Genomic DNA, 14,999 nt, shown 5'->3' on the forward strand with positions numbered 1-14,999 from the left:
GGCGCTGGGTTCCAAAAAAATGTGAGTTCCCGAGATTTAAAGTTCGTAGGAGGGCAGGAGATCGAAGGCCGCGCGGAGAGCATCGCCCCAGCCGGTGGAAATCGAATGGTACATCGGGTCGTCCTGCTCGATCCGGATCTTCTTGTGAACTTGAAAAGTGTCCTTTTCATAGGTGATCAGGTCGAAGGGCAGGCCCACGGAAAGGTTTGCCTTTACCGTTGAATCGAACGAGACGAGCAACAGTTTTGCGGCGTCGTTGAAGCTCATGCTGGGGTCATAGGTCCGCACAAGGATCGGCTTGCCGTACTTTGTTTCACCGATCTGGAAAAACGGCGTGTCTTCGGTCGCTTCGACGAAATTGCCCTCGGGATAGATCAGGAACAGCCGGGGCGGGCCGCCTTCGATCTGGCCGCCGACTATCAGCGTGGCGCGGAACCCGGCATCGGAGGTCTGGCCTTCGCTGGTGCTGTCGCTGATGACTTCCTTGAGCGTCGCGCCGATCAGCCGGGCGACCTGAAACATCGACGGCACCTTGAGGATCGTCGGGTCGCGATCCGAGGCCGCTTTGGAGCGTTCCTCGAGCAGGCTAATCAGCGCCTGCGTCGTTGCAAGGTTTCCGGCGGTCATGATCGTGATGAACCGCTCGCCCGGGACCTCGAAGGTGAACATCTTGCGCGTTACGGAAAAGTTATCGACGCCCGCGTTAGTGCGGGTGTCGGACATGAAAACAAGTCCCCGATCAAGGCTGAGGCCAACGCAGTATGTCATGAAATTTCCGACAAGGATTAGGAGGCGCGTGGACCGTTTATTACTGTTGGACTTGCAGCGACACAATCATTGATTCATCGCCAGAGCCCTGGCGCAATCCTGAAATCGGCGCCGCGTCCAGATAATCCCGCCCGGTGGCTACGTTGACGTAGTGCTCGTCGGGGGATTGGGCGTTGGAGACGTCGAACCCGATCCAGCCGAGTGTATCCAGATGCGCCTCGGCCCATGCGTGGGTCGCGCTTTGCTCGACCCGGTCCTTCATCATCAGGTAGCCGCTGACATAGCGGGCCGGGATACCTGCCGCGCGCGCGGCTGAGATGAAGATCTGCGCGTGGTCCTGACAGACGCCCTTGCCGCCTTTCAGAGCCTCTTCGGCGGTGGTTCCGGCATAGGTTTGGCCTGATCCGTATTTAACCGCCTCGGCGATCCGTGCGGACATGTCGTGCAGCCCTGTCAGCTTGTCCTGCGCCGCTTCGAGCGTGGCCGCGATTTCGCGGATGCCGTCGCCGGGTTTCGTCAGTTTGCTGTGCTGAAGGTAAAGCCACAGCGGGATGGAGCCGTAGACCTTGCCGAGAATCCCGGCGGTATCTCGTGTTTCCACCCGGCCGGAGGCAGTGATTGAGACCTCGGACGCGCCGGGGTCGATCTGCATCAGCTCGGTCACGTTGCCGTGCTGGTCGTGGTAGATCACTTCGCGGTTGCCGCCGGTGATCTGCACCTTCCAGTCATTGATGCGCTGCTGCGGTGTGTCGCGCGGAATCAGCCGAATTTTCTGAAGCGCGTAATGGACCGGAGTTTCGTAGCTGTAACGCGTTGTGTGGGTGATGGTCAGATGCAAAACGTCGGTTCCGTTCTAGCCGCCAAACCGGAAATCGCTTTCGATCTGCTGGCCGAGCGAATTGATATCCCGAATGAAAGCGGTGATGAATTCATGCAGACCTTCGTCGAAAATCGACTCGATGTCACGGTTTTTGAGCCGGGACTGAATCTTTTCAGCCATGTCGTTGCAGGCATGACGTTCGCCGTAATCCTCGGCCAGATAGTCAAGATTGCTGACGATCTGGCTGATGCAGAAGGAAAGCGAACGGGGCAGGCGGCGGTCTAGGATCAGGAAATCGGCAATGCCAGAAGCGGTCATTTCGCTTTCGCCGAGCCATCGGAACGAGCGGTGCGCCGAGACCGAGCGGAGCACGGTTTCCCACTGTACGTTATCGAGCGATGATCCGACAAAACTCGTGTTTGGCAGGAGGGTGTAATACTTGACGTCGATGATCCGCGCGGTGTTGTCCGCCCGTTCGATAAAGGTGCCGATGCGTGAGAAATCGTAGATGTCATTGCGCAGCATCGTGCCGTGAAGTGCGCCACGAACCAGCGCGCTTTGCTGGCGGATCGTGTTCAGCACCGAAGGCAGTTCGGTTTCGCGAACCGGATTTGCCAGCAGCTCTGTCAGCGTCATCCAAGTTTCGTTGACGGCTTCCCAGACTTCGGTGGTCAGGGCGGTGCGCACCAGCCGCGCGTTGTCGCGCGCTGCCCCGGTGACCGAGGTCACGCTCGAGGGGTTGGATGTGTCGCGCAAAAGGTAGTCGACCACGTTGGTCGCGGTGTAATTGTCGTATTTCGCCGCGTATCCGGCAGAAACGCCCGAGGTCGTCACGACCGATTTCCATTCGGATTCGGCGTCTGTTGATCGGGTCAGCGCAATGCGGAAACCGGCTTCGATCAGGCGCGCGATATTTTCCGTGCGCTCAAGGTAGCGGAACATCCAGTAGAGGCCGCCTGCTGTCTTTCCTAGCATATTCTTCAGTCCTCCAGCACCCAGGTGTCCTTGGTGCCGCCGCCCTGGCTCGAGTTGACGACAAGCGATCCTTTGGCCAGCGCGACGCGGGTCAGGCCGCCGGGGACGATATTGATGCCCTGTGGCGACACCAGCACGAAGGGCCGCAAATCGACGTGGCGCGGCGCCAGTTCCGATTCCGTAAAGATCGGGACCGTGGAGAGCGAAAGCGTGGGCTGAGCGATGTAATTGCCCGGCTTAGCTTTGAGCTTTTCGGCGAAGGTGGCGAGCTCTTTCTTGCTGGCGGCGGGGCCGACGAGCATACCGTAGCCGCCCGAGCCGTGCACCTCTTTGACCACCAGATCCTTGAGGTTGTCGAGCACGTATTGAAGCGCGCCGGGTTCACCGCAGCGCCATGTCTCGACATTCTTCAGGATGGCTTTTTCGCCGGTGTAAAACTCGACGATATCCGGCATGTAGGAATAGATCGCCTTGTCATCCGCGATGCCTGCGCCGGGCGCGTTGGCGATGGTGATGTTCCCCGCGCGGTAGACATCCATAATGCCGGGTACGCCCAGCATCGATTCCGGATTAAAGGTCAGCGGGTCGAGAAAATCGTCGTCGATCCGGCGATAGATCACGTCGATCCGCTTGTATCCTTGGGTCGTGCGCATCGCGATATGGCCATCGACCACGCGCAGGTCGTGGCCCTCGACCAGTTCCGCGCCCATCTGGTCGGCGAGGAAGGAATGTTCGAAATAGGCCGAGTTGTAGATGCCCGGTGTCAGCACGGCGATGGTCGGCTTCGATCCGGCCGAACTCGGCGCGCAGGCGGCCAGCGAGCGACGCAGGTTCTTGGGGTAGTCGCTGACCGGTTGAACCTTGATCTTTGAGAACAGCTCCGGGAACATCTGGAGCATCGTCTCGCGGTTTTCGAGCATGTAGGACACGCCCGAGGGCGTCCGCGCGTTGTCTTCAAGAACAAAGAAATCGCCTTCGCCGGTGCGCACGATGTCAGTGCCGACGATGTGGGTATAAACTTGGCCCGGCGGGCTGAAACCCAGCATTTGCGGCAGGAAGGCTTCGTTCCCGACGATCAGATGTTTGGGGACGCGTCCGGCGCGCAGGATTTCCTGACGGTTATAGATGTCATGCAGAAAGGCGTTGATGGCTGCGACCCGCTGCTCGATGCCTTTTGCCAGCTTGGTCCATTCCCGTTGGGCAAGGATACGCGGCACCAGATCAAAGGGGATCAGACGCTCCTGCGCCTCGCTCTGGCCATAGACGTTAAAGGTAATGCCGGTCCGCCGGAAGAATGTCTCGGCGTCCTGCGATTTCTTTGCGAGACGTTCGGCGTCCTGCTCAGCGAACCAGTCGTGGTAGGCCGCATAGGCATCACGGACAGTGCCGTTGTGGCCGCTCATCTCGTCGAAAAATTTGTTTTCACCAACCATGACTTAACCATAGTGGGATTCTTTGTTTCGACAACAGGAGACAGTGCTGGGGATATCCCGCCGTCTGTCGGACGGGCCGGCATGCCTGTTTCTTAGGCTTGTATTTCCTGTCTGTTTTCAAACGATTGGGCCCCATGCTGGTCGGTGGCCCGGTCGAATGCCGGGCTTTCAGTCAAAAGGTTAGACGGCAGCGCGCGGCGTCGCAACCTAAAGTGGTTTGGCGGCATGCCGTTCGTATGAAACGGACGTCAGGCGCGGGTTCTGATCCTGACGGATCTGGCAATGGCGCGCGACTTTTGCTTTTCGCGCAGGAATACGAAAAGACCCGACCCGATGATAAGCGCCATGCCGATCCAGATGGTCAGATCCGGCAGGTCCGACCAGAAGAGCCAGCCCCACAACACGGCTAGCGGCAGGCCCGCATATTCGAACGGGGCAAGCGTCGCCGCGTCGGTCATGCGGTAGGCCTGGCTTACGCAATAGCCGATGATCGCCGCGTTGAGGCCTAGCCCAATCAGCGGCCCCCAGTCGCCATCTTGCGGCCAGACCCAGGCGCGCAGCAGGAAGAGAAGACTTGGATTGTCCACGCCTTCGACGAAGTGCCCGTCGCCTGCGACGAGGTAAAATCCTATCGAGACGATCAGGAACGTCCCCTGAATATACACGGAAAGGGCCGAGGCCTTGCTGGTGGCGCCCAGTCTGCGGGTCAAAAGCTGCATCAGTGCATAGGTCAGGGCGGCGAACACCGGCAGGAGCAGAATGATGCGGCTGACCTCAAGCGATCCGGCCGACGCCCAGGGGCGCTGCATGATGACGACGCCGATAAAGCCGACGAGCACAGCCCCCATCCTAAGCGGGCCGACTTTCTCGCCCAGCAGTGGGATCGACAGCACCGTGATGAACAGCGGTGCGACAAAGAACAGCGCGGTGGCATTGGCCAGTGGCAGTGCCGCGATGGCAACGAAATAGGCCATGTTCGATACGACAACCAACAAGGCCCGGCAAAGCTGTAACCAGGGCGCCTTGGGCTTGAGGATCGACCAGCCGCCTTCAAGCTGCACGAGTAACAGGCTGAAACCGATGCCGATCGCGGAACGGATGAACACGATCTGATGCAGGGGATAGCCGCCGGACAGCGATTTGATCAGCAGATCGTTGATGGACATCGCAAGAACGCCCGCAAGAATGAAAAAGATGCCCGAGGCAGCATGGTTTGTCGGCATCAGTTTCATGGGGTTCCTTCGTCTTCTCTCCGGCGCGTCGCCACGACCGGTACGCGACTGTGCTACCATGGTCGGTATTTGCTGCAAGGTCTGTTTCCGACATTTCCTTGCAGAGTTCGTATTGGCGCAACGGCAAGTTCTCGTTTAGAAATCAAGGCCACGGGTATTCATCAAGAGGAGCCACCCCCATGCAGATGAGCGATCAGCGCGAGATCAAGGCAGACCCCGCAACGGTTTATGCAGCCCTTCTTGATCCCGATATGCTGAAGAACTGCGTGCCCGGCGCGCAGGAAGTCACCGGCAATCCGCAGGACGGCTACGAGGCAACGGTCGTCCAGAAGGTCGGGCCTGTCAAAGCGACGTTCAAAGGTCAGGTCACGATTACCGACATGGTCGAAAACGAAAAGATGACCATCACCGGCGAAGGCAAGGGCGGTGCGGCAGGATTTGCCAAGGGTGGGGCGGTGGTCACGTTAGAGCCAACCGACACCGGTGGCACGTTGCTCAGCTATGATGTCGAGGCCAAGGTCGGCGGCAAACTCGCGCAGTTGGGCAGCCGGCTGATCGACGGCTTCGCCAAGAAGATGGCCGATCAGTTCTTTTCCAACTTTGTCGAGCAGATCGAAGGCCCCGCTGAAGAAGGCGAGCCCGTGGCCGAAGAAGCGCCTGCGAAAAAGGGCTGGTTCAGCAAGACCTGAGCCTCGCCATCGCCTTGAAAACAGGCCGCACAGGTACCTGTGCGGCAAAATATATTGGCCTCTGCCCCGGATCGGCATAGATCGCTGCTGAAAAAGGAGGCAGAGATGGCCGCAATTCTCAGCGTAAAAGATCTGCGCAAAGTTTATGATGGCGGGTTCGAGGCGCTTAAAGGCGTTTCGCTCGACATCGAAGAGGGTGAAATCCTTGCTCTTCTCGGACCGAACGGTGCCGGGAAAACGACTCTTATTTCCGCGGTCTGCGGGTTGGTGACCCCGTCTTCGGGGTCGGTGACGGTGGGCGGGCATGACATCCTGCGTGACTACAGGGCCGCGCGGTCACTGATAGGGCTGGTGCCGCAGGAAGTCGTCGTGGAGCAGTTCGAGACCGTCCGCAACACCGTCCGCCTGAGCCGTGGTCTTTTCGGCAAACCCCGCAACGATGCGCTGGTCGAGGAAATTCTGCGCAAGCTCTCGCTCTGGGACAAGCGTGACAACCAGATCAAGGAACTCTCGGGCGGCATGAAACGCCGCGTGCTGATCGCCAAGGCGCTGGCGCATGAGCCGCGTGTGCTGTTCCTTGATGAGCCGACCGCCGGTGTAGACGTGGCGTTGCGCAAGGACATGTGGGACATCGTTGCCGAGATGAAGGCCGATGGCGTGACCATCATCCTGACGACCCATTACATCGAAGAGGCCGAAGCCATCGCCGACCGTATTGGTGTCATCACCCGCGGAGAGCTTCTGCTCGTGCAGGAGAAAGCCGAACTGATGCGGCAGATGGGGCGCAAACAGCTTGAGGTGCAGCTGACCGCGCCGATTGAAACGCTTCCCGCGAGCCTTGCGGATTTCGGTCTTGAAATCGGGCAGGGGGGCGAGACGCTGATCTATTCCTACGATACCCATGCGGAACGCACCGGCATCACCAAGCTGTTGAACGCCATTTCCGACGCTGGGCTGACGCTGCGCGATGTTCAGACGCGGCAGAGCAGCCTTGAGGATATCTTTGTCAATCTGGTCGAGGAGGACGCGTAATGAACTGGATCGCTATCGCCGCCATCTACCGGTTCGAGATGTCGCGCTTCTTTCGGACGATCATGCAAAGCTTTGTCTCGCCGGTGATCTCGACCTCGCTCTATTTTGTGGTCTTCGGTGCGGCCATCGGCAGCCGGATCGATCAGGTCGAAGGAGTCAGCTATGGGGCTTTCATCGTGCCGGGGCTGATCATGCTGTCGGTCATCACCCAGTCGATTTCCAATGCGGCCTTCGGTATCTATTTCCCCAAGTTTATCGGCACGATCTATGAACATCTGTCCGCGCCGATCAGTTTTTTCGAGATCGTGCTAGGCTATGTGGGGGCGGCGGCCACCAAGGCGCTGTTCATCGGCGTGGTGATCTTGATCACCGCGAATTTCTTCGTCGATCTGAATATCGCCCACCCGCTGGCGATGGTGGCGTTTCTGGTGATGACCTGCCTCAGCTTTGCGCTTTTCGGGTTCATCATCGGAATCTGGGCGAAGAATTTCGAGCAACTGCAACTGGTGCCTTTGCTGATCGTCACGCCGCTGATCTTTCTGGGCGGGTCGTTCTATTCGGTGTCGATGTTGCCGCCGGTTTGGCAGACCGTCACGCATTTCAACCCGGTTCTGTATTTGATCTCGGGGTTTCGCTGGGCGTTCTTCGACATGGCGGATGTGCCGATTGGTATCAGCCTGCTAGCAATCGCCTTATTTACCGGGCTGTGCCTTGGCGTGATCTGGCTGATCTTCCGTACCGGCTGGCGCATCCGGAGCTGATCCTGAGTGATATTTTTGCTGGCGAGGCCTGAATTCGTGCCTTGCCCGCAAGTCAAGTTGGCCCCACACCTTGTTTAGGGGCAGTCGCCAATCTACATCCGTCTTCATGATGTTACGGCTGCCCTTTATCAAAAAACCGCCGATTGTATCGGTCGTGCGGATGAGCGGAACTATCGGGATGGCGGGGCGTGCCTCGCTGACCGATGCGGCATTGGCCCCGATCCTTGAAAAAGCATTCAAGCGCGGCAAACCCGTCGCTGTGGCTCTTGAAATCAATTCGCCCGGCGGATCGCCGGTGCAATCCTCGCTGATCGGCGCGCGCATCCGCCGCCTGTCCGAGGAAAACGACATTCCGGTATTCGCCTTTGTAGAGGATGTTGCTGCGTCTGGCGGCTACTGGCTTGCCGCGGCGGCGGATGAAATCTATGGCGATGATTGTTCTGTGCTCGGATCCATCGGGGTAATATCGTCCGGGTTCGGCGCGCATGTATTCCTTGCCCGGCAGGGGGTTGAACGACGCGTCTACACGGCTGGCAAATCGAAATCCATGCTCGACCCGTTCAGCCCTGAAAATCCCGAAGACGTGGCGCGTCTCAAGACCCTACTGGACGACATGCATGGCAACTTCATTTCCTACGTTAAATCGCGCCGGGGCGAGAAGCTTGATACCAAGCATGATCTTTTCACCGGGGAAATCTGGCTGGCGCGGCGCGCCGCCGAACTTGGCCTGATCGACGGGATCGGACATCTGAAACCCAAGATGCTGGCCCGGTTTGGCGAAAAGACCAAATTCCGCCGCTATGCGATGAAGCGTCCCTTCCTGTCGCGCTTTGGCGCGTCACTGGCGCAGGACGCCATCGGCAGCATCGAGGAGCGGGCGGAATTCGCCCGTTTTGGCCTTTGACGTGATCCTCAAGATTGTACTTCTTTTTCTTATCGCGATGGGCGTGCTTGCGATGTTCGGGCGGTTGAGACTGCCGGGCGCGAAACGACTGAGTGATGCGAAATGCCCAGCATGCGGGCGCTACAGGATCGGCAAGGGGCCATGCGCCTGCGGAGGGAGTAAGAAACGTTGATCATGCCTTGGATCCTGACGGCGCTGGGGCTGGTCATCCTGCTTCTGGCTGGCGATGCGCTTGTGCGCGGTGCGGTGAACCTGTCGTTGCGGCTGGGTATCCCGGCTCTGATCGTCAGCCTGACAATCGTCGCCTTCGGCACCTCCGCGCCGGAACTTCTCATCTCGATCAGTGCGATCCGGGACAACCTGCCGGGCATCGCGTTGGGCAATGTGGTCGGGTCGAATACGGCGAACGTTTTGATGGTGCTTGGCATCCCGGCGATTCTCGCGCGGATGCACACGAGCGAATGCGACACGCGCAAGACCTATGTCTTCATGCTCATGGGGACTGTCCTTTTCATCGGGCTGGCGTTCTTCGGCACCTTCACGGTCTGGTCCGGTCTGATCCTGCTGGTCGGGATAGCGCTGGTGCTTTTCGATCAGTTTCGCGATGCAAGGGCCCACCGTCGGGCCTGTAAGGACGACGAAGATGATCTTCCGGAAGAGGCAGATCCGAACATGCCGTACTGGCGGATCTGTCTTTATCTAGCGCTGGGCCTGATTGGCCTGCCGCTGGGTGCCAATCTGCTTGTCGAAAACGCCAGTGTGATAGCGCGTGCCTATGGCGTGAGCGAGACCGCGATCGGTCTGACACTCGTGGCGATCGGGACGTCCTTGCCAGAGCTGGCAACGACGGTCATGGCCGCCCTCCGGCGGCAGGCCGATGTGGCGCTGGGCAATGTGATCGGGTCGAACGTCTTCAACCTGCTGGCCATCATCGGCATCGCGACATTCTTCGGACGCATCCCGGTCGACCCGGAGTTCCTGTATTTCGATCTTTGGGTGATGCTCGGTGCCTCGCTGGTGCTGATCCCCTTTGTCTTTTTCGGGCGTGATCTCACCCGTCGATGGGGCGTTGTATTGACCGGCCTTTACGCGGCCTATCTTGTCATCGTCCTTACCTAATACGGAGTCACGGCATGAAACGGGCGCTGGTCACCGGTGGCGGAAAACGACTGGGACGCGAGATGGCGCTTTATCTCGCGGGTCGGGGTTTCGACGTAGCGGTTCACTACGCAGGCTCTCGCGAAGGGGCGCAGGAGGTTGTTGCCGAGATCGAGAAAATGGGGCGCAACGCCGTCGCGCTGCAGGCAGACTTTCTGAACGAAGACACAGTCGCGCAATTGTTCCCCCAAGCTGTCAAAGGGCTGGGCGGTGCAATCACCTGTCTCGTCAATAACGCCTCCATTTTCGAGCAGGACGATGTTGCCTCGGCTAGTCGCGAGAGTTGGGACCGTCATTTTGAAAGCAACCTGCGGGCGCCTTTCGTTCTGACCCAGGCGATGGCCGCGCAAGGCCTGCAACCCGAAACGGACGCCACTGGTGAACCGATCGCCGTCGGGCTGATCCTGAACATGATCGACCAGAGGGTTAGAAAGCTCACGCCGGATTTCATGAGCTACACCCTCGCGAAATCTGCCCTCTGGACGCTGACACAGACCACGGCGCGGGCACTTGCCCCGGCGATCCGGGTCAATGGAATCGGTCCCGGCCCGACCCTTCAGGGCGAACGGCAAAGCGCGGAAGGATTCGCGGAGCAAAGATCGCGTACAGTGCTGAAACGCGGTTCGAATCCCGAGGATATCACCGCGGCGCTGGGCTACTTTCTGGACGCGCCGGGGGTTACCGGACAGATGCTTTGCGTCGATGGCGGGCAGCATCTGGCCTGGCAGACGCCGGATGTGCAGGGCCCTGAATAGCGAATTCGCAAAAAGTTTTGCACGCAGAGCCAAGTCGTTACAAAAGTTTAAAAATTTATCGTTTGATATCATCGTTTTGGGCGCTAGCAGAAAAAGAATGCCCTAAAATCAGTAAATTGTCGCCGCGCACAAATATTGGGCAAATCAGCGAACCCGCCCGAAACTAATGAAAATTTCCGTATGCCCCAAAGTTATCATCGTAGTTATCCACAGAAACCGTGGATTTGTTTCGGGTTGATCCCGCGCGCTCAAGATTGCAGCCAGCGCGCGGGAATCATATCTGTGGAGCATGAGTGAAATGCCCGATCCCGATACGCGAGACGATGTGACCGGTTATGCCTGCATTCAGGGCTATCTGAAGACAATCGACTCTTCTCCCGGCGTCTACCGGATGCTGGATTCGCAGGCGCGGGTTCTCTACGTCGGTAAGGCGCGGAACCTGCGGGCGCGGGTGTCGAACTATGCGCGCCCCGGCGGGCATTCGCCGCGGATCGAGCGGATGATCCGCGACACGGCTGCGATGATGTTCCTGACGACGCGGACGGAAACCGAGGCGCTGCTGCTTGAGCAGAACCTGATCAAACAGCTCAAGCCCAAGTACAACGTGCTGCTGCGGGACGACAAAAGTTTCCCGAATATCCTTGTCGCCAAGGATCATCCCTATCCCCAGATCAAGAAGCACCGCGGCGCCAAGAAGGAGAAGGGGGCCTATTTCGGCCCGTTCGCCAGCGCCGGGGCGGTGAACCGGACGCTGAACCAGCTGCAAAAGGCGTTCCTGCTGCGTAATTGCTCGGATTCCATGTTCGACTCCCGCACGCGCCCCTGCTTGCTGTACCAAATCAAACGCTGCTCGGCGCCCTGCGTCGATTACATCTCGGCCGAGGATTATGCGGCCTCGGTCGCGGATGCCGAAAAATTCCTGAGTGGCCGTTCGACCCGCGTGCAGGAAGACCTTGCCAGCCAGATGGCCGCTGCCTCGGAAGCGATGGAGTTCGAGCGCGCTGCCGGGTTGCGTGATCGTATCCGGGCCTTGACGCAGGTTCAGACAAGCCAAGGGATCAATCCGAGGGGCGTGACCGAGGCCGACGTGATCGCGCTCCACATGGAAGGCGGGCAGGCCTGTGTTCAGGTCTTCTTTATCCGTGCCAACCAGAACTGGGGCAACAAGGACTTTTACCCGCGAGTCGGTCCGGATGTCGCCCCAGCCGAAGTCATGGAGGCGTTTCTTGGTCAGTTCTATGACAACAAGGAACCGCCCCGTCAGTTGATCCTGTCCGACGGAATCGAGAACGAAGACCTGATGGTGCAGGCCCTGAGTGACAAGGCCGGTCGCAAGGTCGAGATCCTCTTGCCGCAGCGGGGCGAAAAGGCGGAACTGGTCTCGGGTGCGCTCCGCAACGCGCGGGAATCGCTTGCCCGCCGAATGGCGGAAAGCGCGACACAGGGCAAATTGCTGAGCGGTCTGGCCGAGGCCTTTGGGCTCGAAGGGCCGCCGCAGCGCATCGAGGTTTATGACAACAGCCACATTCAGGGCACGAATGCCGTCGGGGCGATGATCGTCGCCGGGCCTGAAGGGTTCATGAAGAACAGCTATCGCAAGTTCAACATCCGCGGGGATGACCTGACGCCGGGTGACGACTTTGGCATGATGAAAGAGGTGCTGAACCGGCGTTTCTCGCGCCTGATCAAGGAAGACCCGGACCGTGACAAGGGCATGTGGCCCGATCTTCTGCTCATCGACGGTGGTGCGGGGCAGGTCAGCGCTGTGGCCGAGATCATGCGTGAGCACGGCGTCGAGGATATCCCGATGGTCGGCGTCGCCAAGGGGATCGACCGCGATCAGGGCAAGGAAGAATTCCACCGGGTGGGCCAGCGCCCCTTTGCGCTCCGCCGTAATGACCCGGTGCTATATTTCGTGCAGCGCATGCGGGACGAGGCGCACCGCTTTGCCATCGGCACCCATCGCGCCAAGCGCGCCAAAGCTATCGGCGCGACGCCGCTGGACGATGTGCCCGGTGTCGGGGCCACGCGCAAACGGGCGCTGCTGGCGCATTTCGGATCGGCCAAGGCGGTATCCCGCGCAAATCTTGCCGATCTCAAGGCAGTCGATGGAATTTCCGACACGCTTGCGGAAACGATCTATGATTTCTTTCACGATCGCGGTTGAGGCAGGGTAGTGCTTTTCAATGCCGTGCCTTCCCTGTAGGTGAAACATATGAAATGGACGCTGCCTAATATCCTGACCACGCTACGTCTTTTGGCGGCACCCTGCCTTGCCGTCATGTTCCTTTATTTCGAACGCCCCTATGCGGACTGGATCGCGCTTATCCTGTTTATCAGTGCGGCCGTCACGGACTGGTTCGACGGCTATCTGGCGCGAAGCCGGAAACAGGTGACGAAACTGGGCGCGATGCTGGACCCGATTGCCGATAAGGCGATGGTAGTCATCGCGCTGATGGTCATAGTCGGGTATTCCTCGATGTCGCCCTGGCTTGTGTTGCCTGCAACGGTCATCCTGTTCCGCGAAGTGTTCGTATCGGGCTTGCGTGAGTTCCTTGGGGATACGGCGGGCACGCTGAAAGTGACCGCGCTTGCCAAATGGAAAACTACCGCGCAGATGATCGCCATCGCGGTGCTGTTCTCGCAGGGGATTTTCGAGCATTTTCTGGTGATTTCCCTGACCGGTATGGAACAGGAAACCATCAACGGGGTCTTCGCGGGCGACGTTCGTGACACGAACGGGTTGCTTTGGAAATCGGCTGGCGAAGTCTGGGCGGGCCGCATCGGTCTTTGGCTCTTGTGGGTCGCGGCCGGGCTGACGCTCATCACCGGGTTCGACTACCTGCGCAAGGCATTGCCATTTCTGCGGGAGGTGAATTGATGGATGTACTCTACTTCGCATGGGTCCGTGAGCGGATCGGCGCGCCGAAGGACAAGATCGAGACAAATGCAGCGACCGTTACGGAGCTGGTCGATGAACTGCGGGCGCGTGAGCCCCGTTATGAGGCCGCTTTCGCCGATCTGAGCGCTCTAAGGGTGGCTGTGGATCAGGAACTTTCGGATTTCGACGCGCCGCTGGCCGGCGTGCGCGAGGTCGCCTTTTTCCCGCCTATGACCGGGGGCTGATCCCGTGCGGGTGGCGGTCCAGTCAGACAGCTTTGATTTTGCGTCCGAAGCGGCGGCCTTTGCCCAAGACCTCGACGGGGCAGGCGCGGTGGTCACCTTTACCGGAATCGTCCGAGATGTTTCCGGCGGGCTGGAGGCGATGGAGATCGAGCATTACCCAGGCATGACCCAATCCGCCCTGACCGCCATTGCCGAAGAAGCGATAGAACGCTGGTCGCTGGCTGATGCGCTGGTCATTCATCGCCATGGACGGCTTGCCGTGGGCGAGCAGATTATGATGGTCGCCACCGCCGCGCCGCATCGCGGAGATGCCTTTGAGGCGGCGGAATTCCTGATGGATTACCTGAAATCCCGCGCGCCTTTCTGGAAAAAGGAAATCACGCGCGACGGGGCCGAGTGGGTCGAGGCCCGCGAAGATGACGAAACCGCGTTGAACCGCTGGAAATGAATCCCTCTTTCAAAGGCAAGCTGGTGGCACTTGTCGGCGTGCTCGTCCTGACACCCGATACGTTGTTCATGCGATGGTCCGAGTTTTCCGGACCCGCAATGGTGGGTTGGCGCGGATCGCTGATGGCGGCGGTCTTCCTGTTGATATGGGCCATCACCAGCCGCGACCGCCGCGCCGACACGCGGCTTTTGTTCAGCCTGCCGGGGATCACCGCCATACTCGCGCAGTCGCTGAATGCATGGGGTTTTTCGACCGGCGTGGCGCTTGCGCCAGTCTCGGTCGTGTTGATCGCGGTGGCCACCGTGCCGATCTGGGCCGCCTTTTTCAGCCGCGTCATCATCGGCGAACATACCCGCCGGGCGACCTGGGTGGCCACGGCGCTTGTGTTGGTCGGTATCGTCATCGCCGCGGTGGGGGACGGGTTCGACATCAGCGGCAGAACCGAAATCATCCTTGGTGCGGGCTGCGGATTGCTTGTGGCGGCCATGCTTGCGCTGAGTTTCGTGGTGTTCCGCTTGCGTCCTGACCTCCCGATCCTGCTGAGCGTCGGCAGTGGCGCCGCACTAGCCGGATTCTGGGGTATCATTAGTGCAGGGCCAGAGGGCATGGCAGATGGACACCTCTGGCCGATCCTTGTCTGCGGTCTGCTTATCCTGCCGTTTTCCTTCTTTGCGATGTCGGCAGCGTCCCGGCTGACTCAGGCCGCAAACGTCAGCCTGATTATTCTTCTTGAAACGATGCTTGGCCCGGTCTGGGTCTATTACGGCATCGGAGAAGCCCCGGGGCCAGCCATGTGGATCGGCGGGCCGCTGGTTGTGCTGACGCTGGCGGTCTACATCGTCTGGACAACGCGGCATCCGCTTGAGCAGGCGCCGCTCGCTACCGGGTAGCGTGCAGG

At 59.5% G+C, this 14,999-nt stretch carries 16 protein-coding genes; 11 read left to right on the plus strand and 5 right to left on the minus strand.

All coding sequences use genetic code 11. The features are described from left to right. Positions 1-36 precede the first annotated feature (36 nt). The 5 genes from MF268_RS10965 to MF268_RS10985 all read right to left on the minus strand — a co-directional run bounded on the left by MF268_RS10965 (position 37) and on the right by MF268_RS10985 (position 5,228). Positions 37-768 (minus strand): proteasome-type protease, encoded by a 732-nt coding sequence (locus MF268_RS10965; RefSeq protein ID WP_238370905.1) that lies wholly within the window; start codon positions 766-768, stop codon positions 37-39. A gap of 40 nt (positions 769-808) precedes the next feature. Continuing rightward, entirely contained in the window at positions 809-1,606 is a 798-nt protein-coding gene (locus MF268_RS10970) for a transglutaminase family protein (RefSeq protein ID WP_238370906.1), read from the minus strand. 15 nt (positions 1,607-1,621) lie between these two features. After that, positions 1,622-2,563 (minus strand): alpha-E domain-containing protein, encoded by a 942-nt coding sequence (locus MF268_RS10975; protein ID WP_238370907.1) that lies wholly within the window; start codon positions 2,561-2,563, stop codon positions 1,622-1,624. 5 nt (positions 2,564-2,568) lie between these two features. Next, positions 2,569-3,996, minus strand: coding sequence for a circularly permuted type 2 ATP-grasp protein (locus MF268_RS10980; RefSeq protein ID WP_238370908.1), 1,428 nt, complete (start codon positions 3,994-3,996; stop codon positions 2,569-2,571). Positions 3,997-4,244: 248 nt separating this feature from the next. Then, on the minus strand, positions 4,245-5,228 hold the full coding sequence (locus tag MF268_RS10985; RefSeq protein ID WP_238370909.1) for a DMT family transporter: 984 nt from the start codon (positions 5,226-5,228) through the stop codon (positions 4,245-4,247). Positions 5,229-5,407: 179 nt separating this feature from the next. Between MF268_RS10985 and MF268_RS10990 the strand changes: the two genes are divergently transcribed. The 11 genes from MF268_RS10990 to MF268_RS11040 all read left to right on the plus strand — a co-directional run bounded on the left by MF268_RS10990 (position 5,408) and on the right by MF268_RS11040 (position 14,991). Further along, the gene (locus MF268_RS10990) at positions 5,408-5,917 is read left to right on the plus strand and encodes an SRPBCC family protein (RefSeq protein WP_238370910.1); all 510 of its coding nucleotides are present in this window, start codon (positions 5,408-5,410) and stop codon (positions 5,915-5,917) included. 105 nt (positions 5,918-6,022) lie between these two features. Further along, entirely contained in the window at positions 6,023-6,949 is a 927-nt protein-coding gene (locus MF268_RS10995) for an ABC transporter ATP-binding protein (protein ID WP_238370911.1), read from the plus strand. Further along, positions 6,949-7,710: an ABC transporter permease gene (locus MF268_RS11000; RefSeq protein WP_238370912.1), complete on the plus strand. Its 762-nt coding sequence runs from the start codon at positions 6,949-6,951 to the stop codon at positions 7,708-7,710. Before MF268_RS10995 ends, MF268_RS11000 begins: the two co-directional genes overlap by 1 nt. A 106-nt stretch (positions 7,711-7,816) precedes the next feature. After that, complete coding sequence (locus MF268_RS11005; RefSeq protein ID WP_238370913.1) at positions 7,817-8,614, plus strand: S49 family peptidase; 798 nt, start codon at positions 7,817-7,819, stop codon at positions 8,612-8,614. A 171-nt stretch (positions 8,615-8,785) separates the two neighbouring features. Continuing rightward, positions 8,786-9,733 (plus strand): calcium/sodium antiporter, encoded by a 948-nt coding sequence (locus tag MF268_RS11010; protein WP_238371136.1) that lies wholly within the window; start codon positions 8,786-8,788, stop codon positions 9,731-9,733. Between the two features lie 14 nt (positions 9,734-9,747). After that, positions 9,748-10,527: an SDR family oxidoreductase gene (locus MF268_RS11015; protein ID WP_238370914.1), complete on the plus strand. Its 780-nt coding sequence runs from the start codon at positions 9,748-9,750 to the stop codon at positions 10,525-10,527. A 289-nt stretch (positions 10,528-10,816) separates the two neighbouring features. Further along, positions 10,817-12,694 (plus strand): excinuclease ABC subunit UvrC, encoded by a 1,878-nt coding sequence (gene uvrC, locus MF268_RS11020; RefSeq protein WP_420485429.1) that lies wholly within the window; start codon positions 10,817-10,819, stop codon positions 12,692-12,694. Between the two features lie 48 nt (positions 12,695-12,742). Then, positions 12,743-13,408: a CDP-diacylglycerol--glycerol-3-phosphate 3-phosphatidyltransferase gene (gene pgsA / locus MF268_RS11025; protein WP_238370915.1), complete on the plus strand. Its 666-nt coding sequence runs from the start codon at positions 12,743-12,745 to the stop codon at positions 13,406-13,408. Then, positions 13,408-13,653: a molybdopterin converting factor subunit 1 gene (moaD, locus tag MF268_RS11030; protein WP_238370916.1), complete on the plus strand. Its 246-nt coding sequence runs from the start codon at positions 13,408-13,410 to the stop codon at positions 13,651-13,653. Before pgsA ends, moaD begins: the two co-directional genes overlap by 1 nt. A 4-nt stretch (positions 13,654-13,657) precedes the next feature. Then, the gene (locus MF268_RS11035) at positions 13,658-14,101 is read left to right on the plus strand and encodes a molybdenum cofactor biosynthesis protein MoaE (protein WP_238370917.1); all 444 of its coding nucleotides are present in this window, start codon (positions 13,658-13,660) and stop codon (positions 14,099-14,101) included. Next, positions 14,098-14,991 carry a DMT family transporter gene (locus MF268_RS11040; protein WP_337926798.1) on the plus strand — a complete coding sequence of 298 codons (894 nt, stop codon included), beginning with the start codon at positions 14,098-14,100 and terminating at the stop codon, positions 14,989-14,991. The genes MF268_RS11035 and MF268_RS11040 overlap by 4 nt, the downstream gene beginning before the upstream one ends. Positions 14,992-14,999 lie beyond the last annotated feature (8 nt).

The organism is Heliomarina baculiformis (assembly GCF_019966545.1).
Taxonomy (GTDB): domain Bacteria; phylum Pseudomonadota; class Alphaproteobacteria; order Rhodobacterales; family Rhodobacteraceae; genus Heliomarina; species Heliomarina baculiformis.